10 protein-coding genes are annotated in these 18,212 nt (G+C 39.7%); 1 reads left to right on the top strand and 9 read right to left on the bottom strand.

The genetic code is table 11. The features are described 5' to 3' along the window. Positions 1 to 2: 2 nt before the first annotated feature. From AC57BQ_RS01200 to AC57BQ_RS01190, 3 genes are all read right to left on the bottom strand, one after another. Positions 3 to 3,578: a SusC/RagA family TonB-linked outer membrane protein gene (locus tag AC57BQ_RS01200; protein WP_496404534.1), complete on the bottom strand. Its 3,576-nt coding sequence runs from the start codon at positions 3,576 to 3,578 to the stop codon at positions 3 to 5. A 253-nt stretch (positions 3,579 to 3,831) separates the two neighbouring features. Then, complete coding sequence (locus AC57BQ_RS01195; RefSeq protein WP_496404533.1) at positions 3,832 to 4,965, bottom strand: FecR family protein; 1,134 nt, start codon at positions 4,963 to 4,965, stop codon at positions 3,832 to 3,834. A gap of 61 nt (positions 4,966 to 5,026) precedes the next feature. Continuing rightward, positions 5,027 to 5,608: an RNA polymerase sigma factor gene (locus AC57BQ_RS01190; RefSeq protein ID WP_496404532.1), complete on the bottom strand. Its 582-nt coding sequence runs from the start codon at positions 5,606 to 5,608 to the stop codon at positions 5,027 to 5,029. 785 nt (positions 5,609 to 6,393) lie between these two features. On the opposite strand from AC57BQ_RS01190, the gene AC57BQ_RS01185 reads away from it, so the two are divergent. After that, the gene (locus AC57BQ_RS01185; protein WP_496404531.1) at positions 6,394 to 7,296 is read left to right on the top strand and encodes a glycerophosphodiester phosphodiesterase family protein; all 903 of its coding nucleotides are present in this window, start codon (positions 6,394 to 6,396) and stop codon (positions 7,294 to 7,296) included. 152 nt (positions 7,297 to 7,448) lie between these two features. Here AC57BQ_RS01185 and AC57BQ_RS01180 read toward each other — a convergent pair whose 3' ends face one another. From AC57BQ_RS01180 to AC57BQ_RS01155, 6 genes are all read right to left on the bottom strand, one after another. Continuing rightward, a complete protein-coding gene (locus AC57BQ_RS01180) occupies positions 7,449 to 9,605 on the bottom strand; it encodes a GH92 family glycosyl hydrolase (protein ID WP_496404530.1) in 2,157 nt (718 codons plus the stop codon). A 278-nt stretch (positions 9,606 to 9,883) separates the two neighbouring features. After that, positions 9,884 to 10,840 carry a PAS domain-containing protein gene (locus AC57BQ_RS01175; RefSeq protein WP_496404529.1) on the bottom strand — a complete coding sequence of 319 codons (957 nt, stop codon included), beginning with the start codon at positions 10,838 to 10,840 and terminating at the stop codon, positions 9,884 to 9,886. An 872-nt stretch (positions 10,841 to 11,712) separates the two neighbouring features. Beyond that, positions 11,713 to 12,567 carry an HD domain-containing protein gene (locus AC57BQ_RS01170; protein WP_496404528.1) on the bottom strand — a complete coding sequence of 285 codons (855 nt, stop codon included), beginning with the start codon at positions 12,565 to 12,567 and terminating at the stop codon, positions 11,713 to 11,715. A gap of 221 nt (positions 12,568 to 12,788) precedes the next feature. After that, positions 12,789 to 13,904 carry a phytase gene (locus AC57BQ_RS01165; protein WP_496404527.1) on the bottom strand — a complete coding sequence of 372 codons (1,116 nt, stop codon included), beginning with the start codon at positions 13,902 to 13,904 and terminating at the stop codon, positions 12,789 to 12,791. Positions 13,905 to 13,957: 53 nt separating this feature from the next. Next, complete coding sequence (locus AC57BQ_RS01160; RefSeq protein WP_496404526.1) at positions 13,958 to 15,211, bottom strand: beta-helix domain-containing protein; 1,254 nt, start codon at positions 15,209 to 15,211, stop codon at positions 13,958 to 13,960. A gap of 28 nt (positions 15,212 to 15,239) precedes the next feature. Then, on the bottom strand, positions 15,240 to 18,005 hold the full coding sequence (locus AC57BQ_RS01155) for a TonB-dependent receptor (protein WP_496404525.1): 2,766 nt from the start codon (positions 18,003 to 18,005) through the stop codon (positions 15,240 to 15,242). Positions 18,006 to 18,212 lie beyond the last annotated feature (207 nt).

The raw sequence follows: 18,212 nt of genomic DNA, 5'->3' as shown, positions 1-18,212 counted from the left end.
TTTTAAAATCCAACTTTTAAAGAAAGTACCAATTGTTTTTGCAATGGCTGGGCCACTCCGCCGGCATTAAAAAATTCAGGATCCTGCCCATAAAGATTTTTATCAGCAAAAAGAAGCCATAAGTTTGTACCCGAGGCGGTAACCGAGGCGTTACTCATGCCTATCCGCTTGGCAAAATCAACAGGAAGCTGGTAGGTGAAAGCCACATATTTTATTCGGACAAAACCGCCGTTTGCCACCCTTGCCGATGAAAAATTATAATTATTGTAAGGGTATGCATCTTGATTTACAGTATAAAGAGTTTCTGCATCAAGTATGGAAGGTACATTGGTTTTTGTTTCATCGCCAGGCACTTCCCATCTGTTGTTAAATTCTCTTGGAAAAGCATCCAGATCAGAGTATCTGGATTTAAATGCAGGGTTTAGTCGTATTTTATTACCCGCCTGGTAGGTGAGCTGTACGGTTAACGAAACAGGGCCGTAGCGGAAATTATTGGTAAAACCACCAGTATAAGGCGGATCAACCGGGCCTTCATATTTCAGATACTTAGTTACGTTTGATTGTAAATTAACCCCGTAGCCCGTTTGTCCGGCTTCATTCACAAATTTCGGGATACCTGTATAGTGGTCAAGCCCCTTAAAATCAAGTGAGAACAGGGAGCCTACCGGATAGCCTAACTGATTAGCTCCGGCAGGTGCCAACTGGTCAAAAATAATGGGGGTGTTTTTATAATTTGTTATTTTATTGGTGTTGTAACTAAATATAAAAGTTGATTTCCACCCCCATTTTTGCTTCTTAATAATATCACCACCAATGGTTAACTCATAGCCGTGCGAACTCAGGTTACCATAGTTTCCTTGTTTTATTTCCTGGCCGCCTATACCACTTGTGCGGATGAAACCAATAAGATCAAACCCTCTTTTGCGGTACACATCGGCGGTAACGGTAAGCCTCCCTTTAAAAAAGCCTGCATCTACACCAATATTGCCCGAATATTGTTTTTCGAAGGTAAGGTCGGAGTTTTGGAGATCTTTAATATAAATACCCGATTCAATATCCTGAGTATATTGTCTGAGCGTATTTTGGGTTTGCAAAACAACCGAGGAATTTGTTGCCACTCCCGGAGCAGCCGACAAACCATAACTTGCCCTTAATTTAAGAAAACTTACGCTTGATACATTTTGCATAAAGTCTTCCTTATCTATATTCCAGGCACCACTCAAGCTCCAGGTAGGCAGCCAGTGCAGGTTGCTTCCTATTCCAAACTGGTTTGAACCATCGTACCTTATAGAGCCCGTTAGCGTATAGCGGTCGTTATAGGTGTAGTTTATATTTGAATAATACGATGCAAAGCGGTCATAGGTATAACCCATGCCAAAATATGGATCATTTTGCTCCGTTCCTTTCTTGATAATGCGTGAGTCTACCAAAACAGTACCTCCATAACCATACTGATAGCCATAGCCATTGTTAAAGGCGTTTTGCCGCTCGGCATATTTTATCTCCTGGCCTATCAGTATATTAATGTTACTCTTACCAAAATCTCTGACATAGGATAAGTGATTCCTCACATCATAACTCGATAATGAATTGTCTGTACGATTATAAAGGCCGCCTGATGGCAACACCACCACAGGCTCATTATTAGGAAAATCGGGATCCCTATAAAGAAAGCTATTACCTTGAGCTATAGTGGGGTTGATATAAGCCCGATAAGCATTGGCTTGATTAGAATTTTCATTTACCAGGTTTTCCTGGGTAGTTTTTACATATCTGAATGCACCTAAAAGATCGTATCTTAAATACTTGGTTATCTGGTATGACAGATTGGTTTGCAGTTTAACATCAAGCGCTGTAAGCCTGATCTTGTTGTTCTGCAGTTCGTTAATAATATTAAAAGGAGCGTAATTGCGCGTAAAATACTCCAGGTTACCCTGGCTATCGTATGGCGTAATGGCCCTGCTGGTAGTTAATGCGAAATTGTATGGATTAATATCAAAATTTCGGGTTAACTGTCCATAAACCGGATCAGATGTACGGTTAACCGTACCGGGCGCATCCTGCTGCCTTAATGACGCCGTGGTTATGATACCAACTTTAACTTTATCTGAAACGGCGTAATTATTTTGCGAATTAACTGTGTAGCGCTTTACTCTATCGGCTATGGTCCATCCGTTATCGTTTAAAAAACTTACGGAGGTATAGGATTGCGCTTTATCAGAGCCGCCCGAAAAGCTAAGCGCGTGTTCCTGCACTAAAGAGTTACGGAACAGTATTTTGAACCAATTGGTATTGGCTTCCGCGTAACGCTTTAAAAAGGCATTGCGGGCATCGGGGGTATTCGCCAAACCAAAGGTTTTTGTGGCAGGGTCATACTGTAACGCATCATACATTTTGCCATAAATACCCCGATCAGGATTATTACCGATATCGCCTACATTGAGCAACCCTTTTCCGTACATTTCTGAGTAAACACTCATCTGTTCGGCCGAGTTCATTATATTAAAGTTGCTGTAACTGGGACGCAATGAGGAGCTAAAGTTACCCGTATAACTTACCTGCAGAGGACCGGCCTTGCCTTTTTTGGTATTAATAACCACTACCCCATTCATGGCCCTGGCGCCATACAGCGAGGCTGCTGCCACATCCTTTAAAATATAAATATCATCAATATCATTAACGTTTAAACCGGCAACAGACGAACCAAGAAGCGTAGAAGCATCACCGCTGGATAGCTGATCATTGGTAACATTGATTACATCTTCCAATACAACGCCATCTACTACCCATAAAGGTTTATTGGCACCGGTAAGTGAAGTAACCCCTCTGATCCTGATTTTAGGAGCCGAACCGAATGTACCTGACACGTTTTGTACAGAAACACCAGCTACCTTACCCTCCAGCAAACGGCTAACATCAGTTGTACCGTTCATTTTTATATCCTCGGCCTTTAACCTGGCTGCGGCACCGGTAAACTTATTTTTATCAAGCGTTTGATAACCAGTTACCACTACCTCTTTTAAACTGGCAGCATCTTCTTCCAGTCTGACAGACAGCACTGGGTTTTCTGCAGAAACTTCTATTTCCAGCCTTTTATAACCCAGCATCGAAAATATCAGTTTGGCCCCCTTATGTACCCGGAGTGTAAACTGTCCGTTTGCATCAGTTTGTGTTCCGTTATTTAGGCCTTTTTCTGCGATAGTTACGCCAGCGCTTTTTTCATCCTTACCATTTTGCCGTCGCAAAAGCACTGTGCCCTTCACCGTAATTAATTCATCCTGGGCTAAAGAAGTATTGGAAGTGACGATAATATTTTTTCCAATGACTTTAAACGTCAGGGATAGTTTACTGAAGCAGTCATGTAAAGTTTTTTCGATAGTAGCGTTTTTTAAACTGATACTTATAGTTTTATCTGCCAGTTCCTTTTCATTATAAAAAAAATGATAACCAGATTGGTCACTGACCGATCTCAAGATTTTTTCAAGCGGGGCATTGGTCTCCCGCAGGCTGATCTGGCTGAATCCTTTGGCGCTCGTCTGAAGAAGAGTAATAACCATCAAAAAGGTGGTTAATTTCATAACTTTTAAAAATTTGCGAAAATACCATGCCTTCGGCACAGCAAGAATAAACGAATAAAAATTCATTACATTTGTTTAGTTTGGGTTAATACATGGAATAGCGAAAACAATTCTTTTCCCGTTAGGGAGGGTTAATCCAAATATTGCGCAGGAGTGCTAGAACACTTCTGCGTTTTTTTTGGTCACCTTTTTGGGGAGGCCTTGGTAGTTATTTTTCCATAATTTGGGTTTAGGTTTTAAGTAAGTTAATTGATCATTCTGTACCCTCTATTATTATATTCTGGTTATTCTCTTTCATTTTGAAGTGCACCTTTAAATAACTCAGTATGTCCAATACCTCCGACATATTAACATTCCTGGTGATTTCGCCGGAAAATTCAACATCAGGGATCTTGCCTTCATAATTCACATTTACGTTATACCATCTCGAAAGCTGGCGCATTACTGTCTGCAAACTGGCTTTATGAAATTTAAACAGTCCATTTTTCCAGGCTACGGCTTCCGCCACATCAGCATTATCTGTAATTCTGAAACCCTGACCGGTCAGTTGGCTTGGGAACTGTGATTGTTGGCCTGGTTTAAGGATGATGTTTTGGTCGTTTCCGCTGATCTTAACACTTCCCGTGATCAGCGTTACTTTTGTAAGCGGTTCATCAACATAACTATTAACATTAAATTGTGTACCCAGATCTTCGATAATCCGATTTCCAACTATAATTCTAAAAGGTTTAGTGGTGTCGTGTACTACTTCGAAATAAGCTTCGCCAGTAATTTCAACTTTCCTTTCATCGCCATTAAAAGCTACGGGGAATTTTATAGACGAAGCCGCGTTCAGCCAAACTTTTGTACCATCAGACAGCACCAAACTGTATTGCCCCCCCCGTGGTGTATTGAGCGTGTTATATAATGTGGCAACTGTTGGACTCTGCTTTTCCGAAGTGGTATAGAGCACTTTCCCATCTGCTGTTCTGTCTACAGTCACGCCTCCCTGTTCTGCCAATTTCCCAACCTGATTCGCGGACAAAACCATTTTTTTTCCATTCGCAAGCGTTAAAATCGCTTTATCAGTTCCTGGAGGTACTTTATAAGTATATTTTTCTGTAACCTGCGGTAAATGGTGTTTATGCCATAAAAAATAGCCCCCTACCGATAAACAAAGTAATAAAACAGCTGCTGCTGAAGAGATCCATGGGATCAGCGATTTGATTTTCCGTTGAGGAGATGGTATTTGAATGGAAAGTATCTCGGCTAATTGATCATTAGTCAGTTCGGGTAATTTTTGGAATTCAAATTCTTTGTACCAGGATTCAAGCAACGCTTTTTCAGCTTCGGTACATTTTCCGGCATTGTATCGGTGTAATAATTTTTTAAAATCCTCGGTATTCATTCCCTGCTGATATAAAATATAACTGTAAGACAGTTATATCCCTACCCAGGGGCTAGTCGATTTAATAAAAATTTAACATTAAGTATAAATTCAATAAAATACCAGTTATAATCAGCATCTCAAATTTGGGTCGTAGCGCTTTCAAGGCACTTTTGATGTGATTTTTCACCGTAAACACAGAAATATCTAATTTTTCCGCAATTTCTTTATGAGAAAGATTGTCTTTTCGGCTTAAAACAAAAACTTCCTTCATTTTTTCAGGGAGAGCATTGATCTCTTTATCTATCCGGGCCGCCAGTTCTTTTTCCCGTATCAAAAAATCAGTTACATGATTTTCACCTGCAACAAATTGTATAAACGAAGAAGCATATTTCGATTCAACCTTTTTATGTTCTATGTAATTTAATATTTTATTACGAACAACGGTATACAAAAATCCGGCGAGATTTTTTGTTTCGGGGATTTGCTCCCTGTCTTTCCACAAAAATGAAAAAGTTTCCTGTACAATATCTTTTGCCTCTTCAAAATCTCCAAGCTTTTTATAAGCATGTATAAGTAAAATGCCTTTATAGCGACGATAAATTTCGGTATAAGCTTCCCGATCTCCTGATCTAAGTAAGGTAATTAATTCAGTATCACTCAATATTTTATATCATACTATTCTTTAAAGGCCAATATAACTATAAATCGATTTAAAAAAATTTATAGATGAAAAAAGCTGATCAGTTTCAAAAAACACCTATTCTGTAGCTTTCTTTTGATCTTTAACTTAAGAAATAAACTGGTCAGAAAGCGCCAAACGTAGATAAGACGATGATAAAACTATTCATAAACATCGCCGGGACTAGTCTTGTACATTTATACCCACCAATAAAAAATGTCCTTGGTAATTCTATTAATACTAAATTTAACATTTTCATAATACTATTTTCCGACTTTTGTTTGATTAAGATACTCCAAAATGCAGGCCGAAGAAAAAAGGCAATTTATTAAGAAAGTATATGGCAGATTTTGGAAAGAACTATATGTGGTTGCCTATCGCCGCCTACCGTCGGAACAGGATGTTGAATATATTTTACAGGACATTTTTTATCGCTTTTAACAGGTGATGTCATATTAGATAATGATGAATCAGTGCTTGCATTTCTGCATCGCCGACTAAAAAGCCGGGGCATTAATTTTTCTCGCAAGCTTACGCCGACGTGTTACTGATAGAATGAAACCGGATACTCAACCGATGCCTGTATATATTTAAATGCAGCACGGTCAAAGGTTGAACGCCAGCACACTTTTGCCTGGTGCTTTATCCTATACTACAATCAGAGCTGGACATATCAACCAACAAATCGGGCTTTACACAAAATCCTGGTTATTAATGAATTTATAACGGAACGGGCTGCAGTCCTTTCCACATTTTAAATACTATTTATGAAACAATTACGGAATACTATTTTATCGGCACTGTTAGTTTGCAGCAGCCTGGCTTTACATGCCCAGGTAGCACAGATCATTAAACAATTACACAATCCCAAAGAAACAAAGGTTCTGGTAACCGCACACCGCGGCGACTGGCGTAATGCCCCCGAAAATTCCTTGAGGGCCTATCAATTGGCTATTGAAATGGGTGTTGATTGTATTGAGATCGATCTGAACAAAACCAGCGATAGTATTATTGTGGTTATGCATGATAACACTATTGACCGCACGACAGATGGCAAAGGAAAACCATCAGATTATACGCTGGCCCAATTAAAACAATTTCATTTACGGAACGGCCTGGGCGTGATAACCAAACATACTATACCAACCCTTGAAGAGGTAATGCAGCTGGCTAAAGGAAAGGTATTGGTAAACCTGGATAAAAGTTTACCTTATTACAATGAGGCTTATCAGGTACTGAAAAAAACTGGCACCCTGCAACAGGCCATTTTTAAAACAGATATTCCGTACCAGGATCTGCATACCAGGTATGCTCCTATTTTAGACAGTATTACTTTTATGGCGGTAGTTAGCCTGGATAAACCCACAGCAAAACAAATTATTGATGATTACCAAACCTGGATGAAACCCGTAGCCTTTGAGCTGATATTTCAAAAAGACACTTCAGGCATTTTAACCGATAATGCCTTTATCAAAAACAAGGGAGCAAAAATCTGGATCAACTCTTTGTGGCCTTCGCTAAACGGCGGCCATGCCGATGATGTAGCCGTAGACGAGTCGAACACTAAAGACAGTTGGGATTGGTTAATAGCACATGGTGCAACCATAATACAAACTGACAGACCCAAAGAGCTTTTAGCTTACTTGCGCAAAAGATCGCTGCATATTTAAACCAATCAACACTTTATTTCCAAAGGGTATCCTTAAAGGGATACCCTTTGTTGCAGAAAATAATTAGTTTGGAAAAGGTCATTTAACCCAAGGTTTATTGCGGATGCATTATTGACCAATACATCAAGCTCTGAAATGGCTATATAATTTAATTATTTTGTAATAATCTCAATACTGCCACCAGTAGTAAACAAACTATTTTTTACGAAATAACCTTTATTTTCCTTTCCGCTTACTTTTATGGATGTTAAAGTTCGCCCCTTTCCGGATTTTATTATGGTTAACATTTTGCCTGTGTTTGTTTTCCATTTTATTTCGTCAAAAAGCGGAACTGTTACCAGATACTCTGGATCGGTAGCTGAAAATGGATAAAGGCCCAATGCACTGAATACATACCAGGACGACATTTCACCCGCATCATCCATTCCGCTAAGCTCCAGCCCTCTGCTACCTATGCCATATAAATTATTTAATATATGATCAATGATCTTCTGCGATTTCCATGGTTTGCCAACAAAATAGTAGGCAAAAGGCGCCTCATGATCTGGCTGGTTACCCTGACAATATTGCCCCACCATAGTTTCTACATTTCTGGCAATGTACTTAGGATTCCATGGCACGGTAAAAAACGAATCTAGCTTTGCTTCAAAATTCTTTGATCCGCCGTATAGTTTAATCAATCCGGGCATATCATGGGGTGCAAAAAAAGATACTTGCCAGGCATTTGCCTCCCTGTACATATATTCATAGTAAGGATATTGAGGGTTAAAGTTTTTTACCCATTCCCCATTTTCTAACCTGCCTCTCATAAATTTTGTAGACGGATCAAATACATTCTTATAATTTCTGGATCTTGCCATCAAGATTCTATAATTGGCTGTATCGCCTAATTTTTTAGCAATTTGGGCAACAGAGTAATCATCGTAAGAATATTCCAGGGTTTTTGATACTCCTGCTTTGCCTTTGGTTTCTACATTGGGGTTCTCAACATCGGGGTCAGCTATATATCCTTTTTTAATATATTCAGCTATAAATGGGCGTGTCCCTCCTTCTATATTGGCATTTCTTAGCAGTAACTGATAGGTGCCTTTAATATCGAAGTTGTCGATCCCCCTGAGATAGGCCCCTGCAATAGATGATGCAGCGTGATCACCATGAAAAAAAGTGGGTATAAAGCCTGTTTTATCGCCCTTATCTTTCAGTGATTTAATAACGTTTAGCGTAACATCAGGACTTATAAGACCTAAAAGTACATCCTTATTACGATAGGTATCCCATAACGAGGGTTCTGTGTAGTAAGTAATCCCAGTTTTTACTACATTTTTCTTGATATCTGTAAACTCTCCGTTTACATCACTGCGCAATGCCGGCCACAGAAATGATCTGTAAAAGCATGAATAAAACATTTGTTTTTGTTTATAGGTTCCGCCTTTTACCTGGATAGATGACAATAGCGTTTCCCATTTCTGGTTTGCTTCTTTGCGAATGACGTCAAATGTTTTATTGCCTATTTCTTTTTCCAGGTTTTGTTTCGCATTTTCTACACTCACAAATGACAACCCTATTTTAAGTTCAACGGGCCCTGTACTACCATTAGCTAAATGAACTATAGCAAAGCCTGTATGTTGTCCTTCATCTTTCTTTTCTAATTTTTCAATTTTGGTATTTAGAGTGGCATAAAAATAAACGTTTTCACCGCTCTGAAAACCCTGTAAAGCAAAGTCCCCAGCCTGTTCAATCTTCCAGGTTGATACGCGGCTAAGCGCTTTTGACAAGTCAAAAAGTATTTGCCTGTCCGCGTTGTTTTTATACTCATATCGATGATAGCCACATCTTAACGTAGATGTCAAACTTACGTTAACATGGTAATCATCCAGGTATACCTGGTAAAAACCCGGGGAGGCGTTTTCCTTTTTGTGCGTAAATCTTGAACCAAATTGAGCGCCCGGATCTGAAAGGGGCAGGATGGGGATATTACCAAAATTCCAATGGCCTTTATTGGTATGTGTGAAACCCACAATAACCGAATCCTCATATTCATATCCGGCACCGGCAGGCTGAAATTTTGTCATCGGGCTTAATTGCACCATGGCGTTGGGTAAAGAACTACCAGGAAAGGTAAGTCCCGACCACGCCCTCCAACCTTTTGGCAATTCATAACCCAGAACTTTAGGATCAGTAACTCCTTCTGAGCCAATAAAGGTGTTTACATATTTTGTATAAGCCGTTGTTGTTTGACTTTTACCCACAGTTGATGCAAGCAAAACAATCAATACTATATTTAAAATGCTTTTAGCTGAGTTTCTCATTCTTTAAAAATAGTTGATTATATCTGTTGATCAAAAATTGTAATTACTCTTTTGCATAACACAGCAATATACATTTATTGAATTTTTCCCTCGGCCTTTAGTTTTGCAGCGGCTTCAATCATCATAACACCACTTAACTGGGTAGTAAGGTCTGTGCTGCCAGATGGAAGTTTAGTCCAATCCGGGCTTACCATCATTGATGGCCTGCCTATGCCCTTACCGCTAAGCGATTCGGCATTCTTTTGCAGAAAGCGAGCGTATTTGATTTTATTGGCCAGTTAACTTTGGGTCAACAGGAAACTCCCCGACAAAGCCAATGCGATTCCATCTTCATTATAATGGGCCTTACCAGAACTCTTCACCCATTTTGGTTCGCTGCCATCCAATGGATTGATCTTGTAATTTTTTACGTAGCGTGTGCCATTTTTTATAGTGTCTTCAATGGCATCAATAACTTCACTTTGATTCTCCTTATCGATCATCCTTAACCCATCTGCCAGCGTTAATTTTGCTCCCTTTGGGACTCCATATATGACCTTCCCGTTTTCAGAAAGTGAAAACTCCTGTGTTTGTAGGTTTACCGACCAATATCCAGTACTGGCAAGTTCTATTTTTGTGCTAAAGCAATCCAGCGCTTCTAACAACATATTGTTGGATCTATCTGTATTGACATAGGAAAGCTCTAACTCCTCTCCTGTATGCATCAGCTCTTGCTTTAAAGCGATCAGATCAGCTTTTAGAGCATTGATGTTTTGCCTTAGGGCTTCATGTTTCAGATGATTCTCTGTGACATTAGTAACCGTATGAATGAGATAAAGCGTTTTACCTGTGCGATCCTTTATCGTCCTGTACTCAACATCAAAATAGCCTGGTTGCTGTACCCCATTTATTTCAAGAAAATAAAGCATATCTTTATTCTTCAAATTCTCACCTGTTGCCCAAACAGATTTAAGATTACTCAAAAAAGATGGGACTTTTAACCCGGTAAGCTCTTCTTTCATGGGTTTACCGGTCACACTGTGATTTTCACCCCAAAAACGCATCATTTCGTCATTAGCAAATTCAATGATAATATCTTCAGTTGAATAGATCGCAATGGCAATTTCATTGACAGACGAAGATAATATTTGAAGAAGTTCGTCGGCATTCAAACGCGACGGTAAAGCAGCTTTTCTGTTAGAAACACTCTTCTTCTTAATGAAATAAAGATTAATAATTATTAAAGTAGTGATCATGGAATAAAAAAGTAGGTTTTGGAGCCAGTTACCTACACTAAACTGATCATATAACATCTCGCGAGAATGGTGTAAAGTATTCATATAAAGTTTAAGGTTGTATACTGTTAAATATACAATTAATAATAAATTAAAAATTAACTTCTATTTGCCTATAAGGAAACAAAACCATTTAACTGTTTAAAACACAATAAAATATACAAATACAGTATTTTAAAAAAAATATAGTTAATTATCGAATCGCTAATTTTGTTTGTATAAATACACCCGCAGCGAAGAATACTTATCAAAAAACTTAATAAAGTATCTTAATATGAAACCATCACACAAACGTTTGTGTGATGGTTCCTTCCGTATAATTACTCTTTATTAAAATCCACACGCAAATAACTCTGTTTTAATGAGTTTACTGACTAATAGTTTCAATTCCTAACAGCTATGACTAAATTTTACTGATACCGACTTTAACTATTTTTTCATTAGCCATTAATTTACGCAAACGTTTGTGTAACATTAAAAATACAAGATCACATCTTTTTGATTTACATTCACTTATGTGTTAGATGGGTTATAACACTGTTATTACGCAAAAATACCAGCCCCCCTAAAGACTGGTAATTAAAAATTTGGCTGTTATCCGGAGTGAGACCTGGGTATGGTTGATTAAGTGGTTAGTATAAGGACCCTTTTCAGGAAGGGTTCTTTTTTTTTGACCTTTTTAAAACATCGGTATAAATCTTTTGCAATAAGCATAAAGATCTTCTGAAAGCTAATAAGGGTCTCATACAATTTTGGAACAAGCCCGAAGAAATCTCCAGGCTTGTTTTTTGTATAAAGTTTAGGTTGTATTTATTTCTTATTGCAAACGTTTTTTAAACCATGACCAAAGGATGCAGTGATCTCTGCTTAAATCGTTCAGTTGCCCCTTTATTTGCAAATTGTTTAAAATGTACCAGGTTTTCGATGTCATTTAATCGCTGGCTCATGACCTTATGTGTATTTAATTTACGCAATACCTGAAAATCATCCCGTAAAAGATCGTTTTTTTGAAGCATCCCCTGGGCCAGGGCGTCTTTAATAAGTTCGGCCAGTTTCAGGTTGGCGTATACATGCTCCGGCTTTTTAAAGTAAGCTTCATTTAAACGCCGAAACTGATTTTTGATCCAATCACCTGCTGCTTCGGACTTGACTACCATGCAACCATCCTGAATGGTGAGCTCACTGATAAAATTCCGGATCTCGGTTAGTCCTATAAAATCAGCCTGATATAAATCTCTCAGCGTATAATCTACCCGGTCGGCACAAAGGGCAGGAAGTGGTTGCTCCAGAATGGTATGGGCCTGCTTAAATAAGGTAGTACTGTTAAAGCCATATTTTTTGAGGATGAGAGGAATTTCTGAGCGGTTGATCACCTCATCGAATATGGTTTCATGATAATCTTCATTGATATTTTCAAACACATAATCTGCCACATGCGAAAAAGCGGTATGCGAAACATCATGCAGTAAGGCAGCTATTTGCTCTTCGATACCTCCACCAAAATGTTTTACCAGGTAAAGCACACCAACAGAATGTGCATAGCGGGTTTGGTTTAAAGCCGGGTTTACCAAAAATATCGCTCCACCCTGGTGAATGTTTTTCAACCGCTGCACAGGTGCCGACAAGATCAATTCTTCCAGCACTGGCCCAACTTCAAAACTACCGTATATCTTATCCTCAATTTTCATATAACGTTTTATGATCGTTATGAGGCCTGATATTAGCCCCGATTCCGTGATACAAACCTATATTAAATTTTATTAAAATACTAATATTTTTAGCATTTTATTTGCGAGTTTAAACAACTTTTACGTCGCAGCAATGCTACTATAAAGCTTTCAGTAAAACAAAAAAGGTCGCCCTGAGATTTCTCAGAACGACCTTTTATTATTGATGATTAACGCCGGGATTAATTAGTTCCGGTTGCTTTAATCTTTAAATCTTTACCCGCAATATCTTCCCAGCGATAATAGTGGAAAGTTTTATCATTACTCATTACCACAAAAATGCCGTGTTTAAAAGTAGCATTAAGCGGTGTGGCCACTACATCAGAACCATCACTTTGCTGGGCAGCAACATTGGCAATTTTTACCAGCTTATGTTCAAAGGGCTTAGCTTTAGTTCCTTCCCGACTAAAGATCTGGAAACGGTTGGCCCCCTGATCAGATACCAGGATATAACCTGTTTTGTCTGTTAGTTTATAAATAGAGATCCCTTCATGATCGGCCTCAAAACCAGATGTACCAAATATAGCCAGTTCTTTATCCCCTTTTTCCGGATCGGCATAGTATTGGCGTACACCAACCTGTTCGTCTGAATAGTAAATATAACCCAGCTCATTATCTACCGCTATCGCCTCGATCTCTTTTTTACCGCTGTATTTACCAAACTTGCGTACCAGGCTTGCTTTAACATTTCCGGTGCCATCGTCTTCCAGCAAATACTGCCATATATAGCCTCCATCTTTGGGGCCATTTTTGCGACCAACCACCGCGTACATTTTACCATTTTTTGCTGTGTAGATAGATATACCCATCAGGTCGCGGTACTCGAAACCCGTTTCACCTACAAACACATCAATACCGCCGTTATCCACCGGTTTCATATCCGGCAGGGAAAATATCCGCAGCTTATGGGTCATACGTTCGGTAGTAATAGCAATATCGGTAGGCTTGCCCCCCAGCTTTAAACCATAAGCCAGATCCACATTGTTTGGTCGTTTTAAGCCGCGCACCACTTTATCTTTCACAATTTTCCCCTGCAGGTCAAATACATAAAGTGCCCCTTCGCTGTTTTTATCCGTACCGATGATCAAGCTTTGAGCCGGATCTGCAGGATTTATCCATATTGCCGGGTCATCGGTATCAAACAATACTGGTTCAGTAATAATAACGGGTTTTATAGCCTGCGATGAAATTGCAGGCATCATATTTCCCTTGTGATCACGTACCTGGCCCTGACCACAGGCTGTATTAAACAGCATGATGCCCAGTGATGCCAATAAAAGAGTGTTTAATTTATTCATTAATCATATTAAAAATGCCCTGCATAAGCAGGGCCATAGATTTTCTTGTTTATTTATTTTGTTCCGAAAGCGCCGATGTAAGTAGCAGGATCCGGAGAAACATAGGTTACCCCATTTACTGTAATACCTGCCGCATGGTGGCGGGTAAAGTTGGTTATGCCATGATTTAAGGCTGGCGAACCGCTTTGCAAATGAAAATCCCAGGCGGTGTTAAATACCGCGTTTAATACCGGGGTTGATTCCGGGTAGTTCACAAACTTAGGGTCGTTATCACCGGCTTTGGTGCTGATGATATCGTTTACACCAGCAACGATATCTTTTGATGGCTGGAACTGATTTACCGTGGTTTGATCATAACCATAATAAAGGTTATTGCTGATCACCGAACGTTTATCTTCCGGAGCTTTGGTATCTCTTTTTATACCAAAACGGGTATTGGCAAACAGGTTGTTATATAAATCGGCGTGTACTGTATTTTCTAACCAGACAGAGCCCCCCTTGGCAGATGGTCTGCGCCAGCCGGTATTCACCATAGTATTGTTGTACGCGATGATATAGGCTTGCGGGTTACGGTCGCCGGAGTTTGATAATTTAAGGGCGTTAGTATTAGCACTATATACCAGGTTAAAACCCACATCGGCCAAACAGCCCGATTTAAAGTTCATAGCCTCGCCACCGGTTACACCGGTTGTATAGAAAGTATTATTGGCAAAAATGATCTGACCGCCTTCGATATAGGTACAATCTTCCTGAAAATTACGGACAATGGAGTTAACCACGATCAATTTACCGTTAACATTAGAAAACCATAAGGCCGGTACATTTTCTCCCGCAACAGCTTTATACAAACCCTGTTTCACCGAAGTTGAGGCATCTGACGTGGTATTGCCGCCGTACTCCAATATGGTATGATCCAAAACCAGTTCCTGACAGGTTTTAGCTGCCAGTATACCGCCCCACAGTTTCCCAAACTTTTTGGCATCAGTTTTATAGGCATCATTCACCGTAAATCTTATCGGGTTCTCAGCGGTACCCCTCGAATATAGATTACCTTTTACTATAAATTCGGGTTTGGCCACTGTATCCATCAATACAGTTACTCCCTCTTCAATGATCAGTGATTTCCCTTCGGGTATGATTACATCTCCTTTGATAACCTGCGTACTACCCTTTGCCCATACGCCTGATATTTCACCCAGGGCCGAACCGTCGCCAGAGCTGGTATCAACATCCAGATTGGCTTTTCTGCAACCGCTAATGGCCATGGCCGATAATAGCAGTGCTGTAAATATTGGTTTTAAGTTCATCTTATTTTTGATTAAAATGATTAATGTTTTAAAGTTTATAGCGCACACCGATCAGGTATGTCTGTTTGTAATAATCGCTGCGAATTAAAGTATGGCCGTTTGATTCATCTACCCCTTCTACATTCGCATTAGCCGGATTGGTGCCTTTAATAAATAATTTGTTAGGTGTATTTAATAAGTTACCCGCTTTTACAAAAACGCTTATGCCGCTTTTAAATCTTTTTTCGGCAGAGGCATCCATTTGTATAAAACCTTTTTGCCACAGGTCATTGTCAAGGAATTGAGATACTGTATTGATCCTTGGGCCTGTATAAGCCGCAGATAACTGTGCATCCCAACCTTTTTTTGTATCCTTATATAAAAGGGAAACATTGGCAATATGCTCCGATTGTCCGTAAAGTGGTCTCGTCTGGTTTACAGATTCAAGTTGGGGATTGCCGTTGGCATCAATGTATCTGGAATTTTTAGGAGTAGTAATGCGTGAGTGGGTATAGGTATAATTGGCCTTTACACCAAACTTGTTAAAGAATTTGATAAAATCAAGTTCCAAACCATAGTTGTGCGCCGTGCCAAAATTACCCGGGGTATAATATATATCCTGTCCACGTGTAGCATCCGGTTTAAAAATATACTCGATAGGATCCTTAATGGTTTTATAAAAGCCACCAACCAGTAATTGCGTAGAGGCATTGGGGAAGAGCTCATATCTTAAATCAAAGTTATCGGCGATGGCGCGTTTCAAATCAGGATTACCGCGTTCCTCATATTCTTCATTTACTATTTTGCTGGGTACTATCTCATAAAAACCAGGCCGGTTAACAGATCTGAAATAAGATGCGTGAAGCTGTTCTTTATCCGTTAAAAAATATTTAAAAGTAACACTTGGCAACACATCAGTATAAACCTGGCTACCCTGTGGGCGTGGTTCACCTTGCGGGAAAAGCATATTATAACCCTGGTCGGTATGCTCAACCCTTGCACCACCTACTACCTGTACGGTTTTGGTTGTGAATTTAAACATACCATATCCTGCACTTATTTTTTCAGAAGCATCATAGGTTAGGGGATTGTTTACCGCACCGGTTGGATTGGTTACGTTAAAAGATAAGTCGGTATAGTTTTGAAAATCCTTACCATATTCCAAATCGGGGTTGGTGGCAGTAAGTGCATAATTATTGTAAAAGCTGCTACGTTGTTTATCGCGGTATAAACCACCTGCAGAAAAATCGACATTAACACCCGCAACCGGAGCAGTGTATGTCAGGTCGAGGTAACCTGCTTTATCTTCATCGGTATTACGTTCCCAGCGATGGGTAAGTGAAGTGCCATTAGTGAGGAACGTAGGTCTGCTAACAAAATTTTCGCGCACACCGTTCAGACTAATGGTCGTATTATCAGGCACTTCGTTTTCGGCTGATGAATACACTGCCGACCATTGTATTTTTAATTTATCATCAAACAATTTATGATCGCCTCGTAACATACCATTATAAATCTGTTGCTCGGTTAATCGGCTACGGGTTGAATAACCTAACTGCGCATTACCTTTATCAGGTTCATAACCAGTTGCAAAGCTGGTTGAAACCTCATCGCGAACCTGTATGTTAGTCAGGTTCACATAGGTATTAAATAAGCTCAATTTATTTCGGTTGTCAATCACATAATCAACCTTGGAGAACAGGCCGTAACGTTTTTGTTGTTCCGAATACTGCCTGTCGCTTCTACTGGTAATGGAGGCAAATTTGTCTGTATTAACAACTTGCGAACTAAAAAATGTACTATTACTACCCCTGTAAGTATTTTGGTAGCTCCCGGCCACGAGTACGCCTAATTTATTATCAAAAAAGCGTTGTCCCAGGGTTAAGCTACCCACCACATTCGGGGCCGGATGTTTTAAGGCATAGCTTAATGTACCTTTTGAAAAATCGTTTTGGGTGGCCTGGTAGGTTTTGCCGTTTATTTCTGAAGGCGATTTGTAGTTGATACCAGAGTAATCATAACTCATAAATTTACGGTCAATAAACAACTGGCTATAACCTCCGGCTATATTGGCGTTCACCGTAAGGCGGTCCGGAGCATCTTTCATCACCATGTTAACGGCGCCACCAACCGCATCACCCTCCATATTGGGTGTCAGGGTTTTATATACCTCCAGGCGGTCCAGCAGATCGGACGGGAAAATATCAAGCGGAACGTAACGGTATTTATTATCCGGGCTCGGGATCTTCACGCCGTTAACCAGGGTATAGTTATAGCGTTTATCCATACCCCTTAAAATGGCGTACTGTCCATCGCCGTTACTATTACGCTCAACCGATACACCTGATACGCGGGCAATTACATTGGCTACCGTCAAATCGGGTGAAATTTCAATAGCCTTGCCCGATACCACATTCATCACTTGGGTCGACTGTTGTTCCAACCTTCTGGCGGTATTCTCGGAAGCTGCATTCTTTTTGGTAGATATAGTTACCTCCTGCAAGGCCTTACCAGCTTCTTCGAGGTAAATTTTCAGATGAGGGTTATCTTCTTTTTCAATATCCACTTCCTGTATCACCGTTTGATACATAACATAGGAAATCCGGAGATTAAATATTCCTTTGGGTACATCTTTTAATTCGAATGAACCATCCAGGCCGGTGGTGGTTGCTTTATTGGTTTTATCCAGACTAACGGTGGCTCCTACCATGGGTTCGCCGGTTTTACGGTCGTAAACATGGCCCTTTAGTTTTGTAGCGTTAGCTGCGGTAACGCATAACAGCAGGAATAATAAGGTTTGTAAATATTTATTCATTTTGTGAATGTTTGATACAAATTGTGTTTGATTTTTTTTTGACGGGACAAAGGTGTTTAAACCATCTATATGCTTATTAATATTTGCCGTTACAAAAAGGAAACACCGTTACAAGCAACGTATACGGAAGGGCAACAAAAAATTACAAACAACTCATTATCAATTATATACTAAATAACAAAACCTCCATTATCATTAGTTTACCGT

It is taken from the genome of Mucilaginibacter sp. BGA-UO-ETr-C110 (assembly GCF_059567985.1).
The sequence above is the reverse complement of the archived record's forward strand: the minus strand, read 5'-3'. Positions and strand labels throughout refer to the sequence as shown.

What these genes read in the sequence shown, in the direction of transcription:
- AC57BQ_RS01200 (WP_496404534.1), bottom strand. Translation starts at nt 3,578, where the DNA reads ATGAAATTAACCACCTTTTTGATGGTTATTACTCTTCTTCAGACGAGC.
- AC57BQ_RS01195 (WP_496404533.1), bottom strand. Translation starts at nt 4,965, where the DNA reads ATGAATACCGAGGATTTTAAAAAATTATTACACCGATACAATGCCGGA.
- AC57BQ_RS01185 (WP_496404531.1), top strand. Translation starts at nt 6,394, where the DNA reads ATGAAACAATTACGGAATACTATTTTATCGGCACTGTTAGTTTGCAGC.
- AC57BQ_RS01180 (WP_496404530.1), bottom strand. Translation starts at nt 9,605, where the DNA reads ATGAGAAACTCAGCTAAAAGCATTTTAAATATAGTATTGATTGTTTTG.
- AC57BQ_RS01175 (WP_496404529.1), bottom strand. Translation starts at nt 10,840, where the DNA reads ATGATCACTACTTTAATAATTATTAATCTTTATTTCATTAAGAAGAAG.
- AC57BQ_RS01170 (WP_496404528.1), bottom strand. Translation starts at nt 12,567, where the DNA reads ATGAAAATTGAGGATAAGATATACGGTAGTTTTGAAGTTGGGCCAGTG.
- AC57BQ_RS01165 (WP_496404527.1), bottom strand. Translation starts at nt 13,904, where the DNA reads ATGAATAAATTAAACACTCTTTTATTGGCATCACTGGGCATCATGCTG.
- AC57BQ_RS01160 (WP_496404526.1), bottom strand. Translation starts at nt 15,211, where the DNA reads ATGAACTTAAAACCAATATTTACAGCACTGCTATTATCGGCCATGGCC.
- AC57BQ_RS01155 (WP_496404525.1), bottom strand. Translation starts at nt 18,005, where the DNA reads ATGAATAAATATTTACAAACCTTATTATTCCTGCTGTTATGCGTTACC.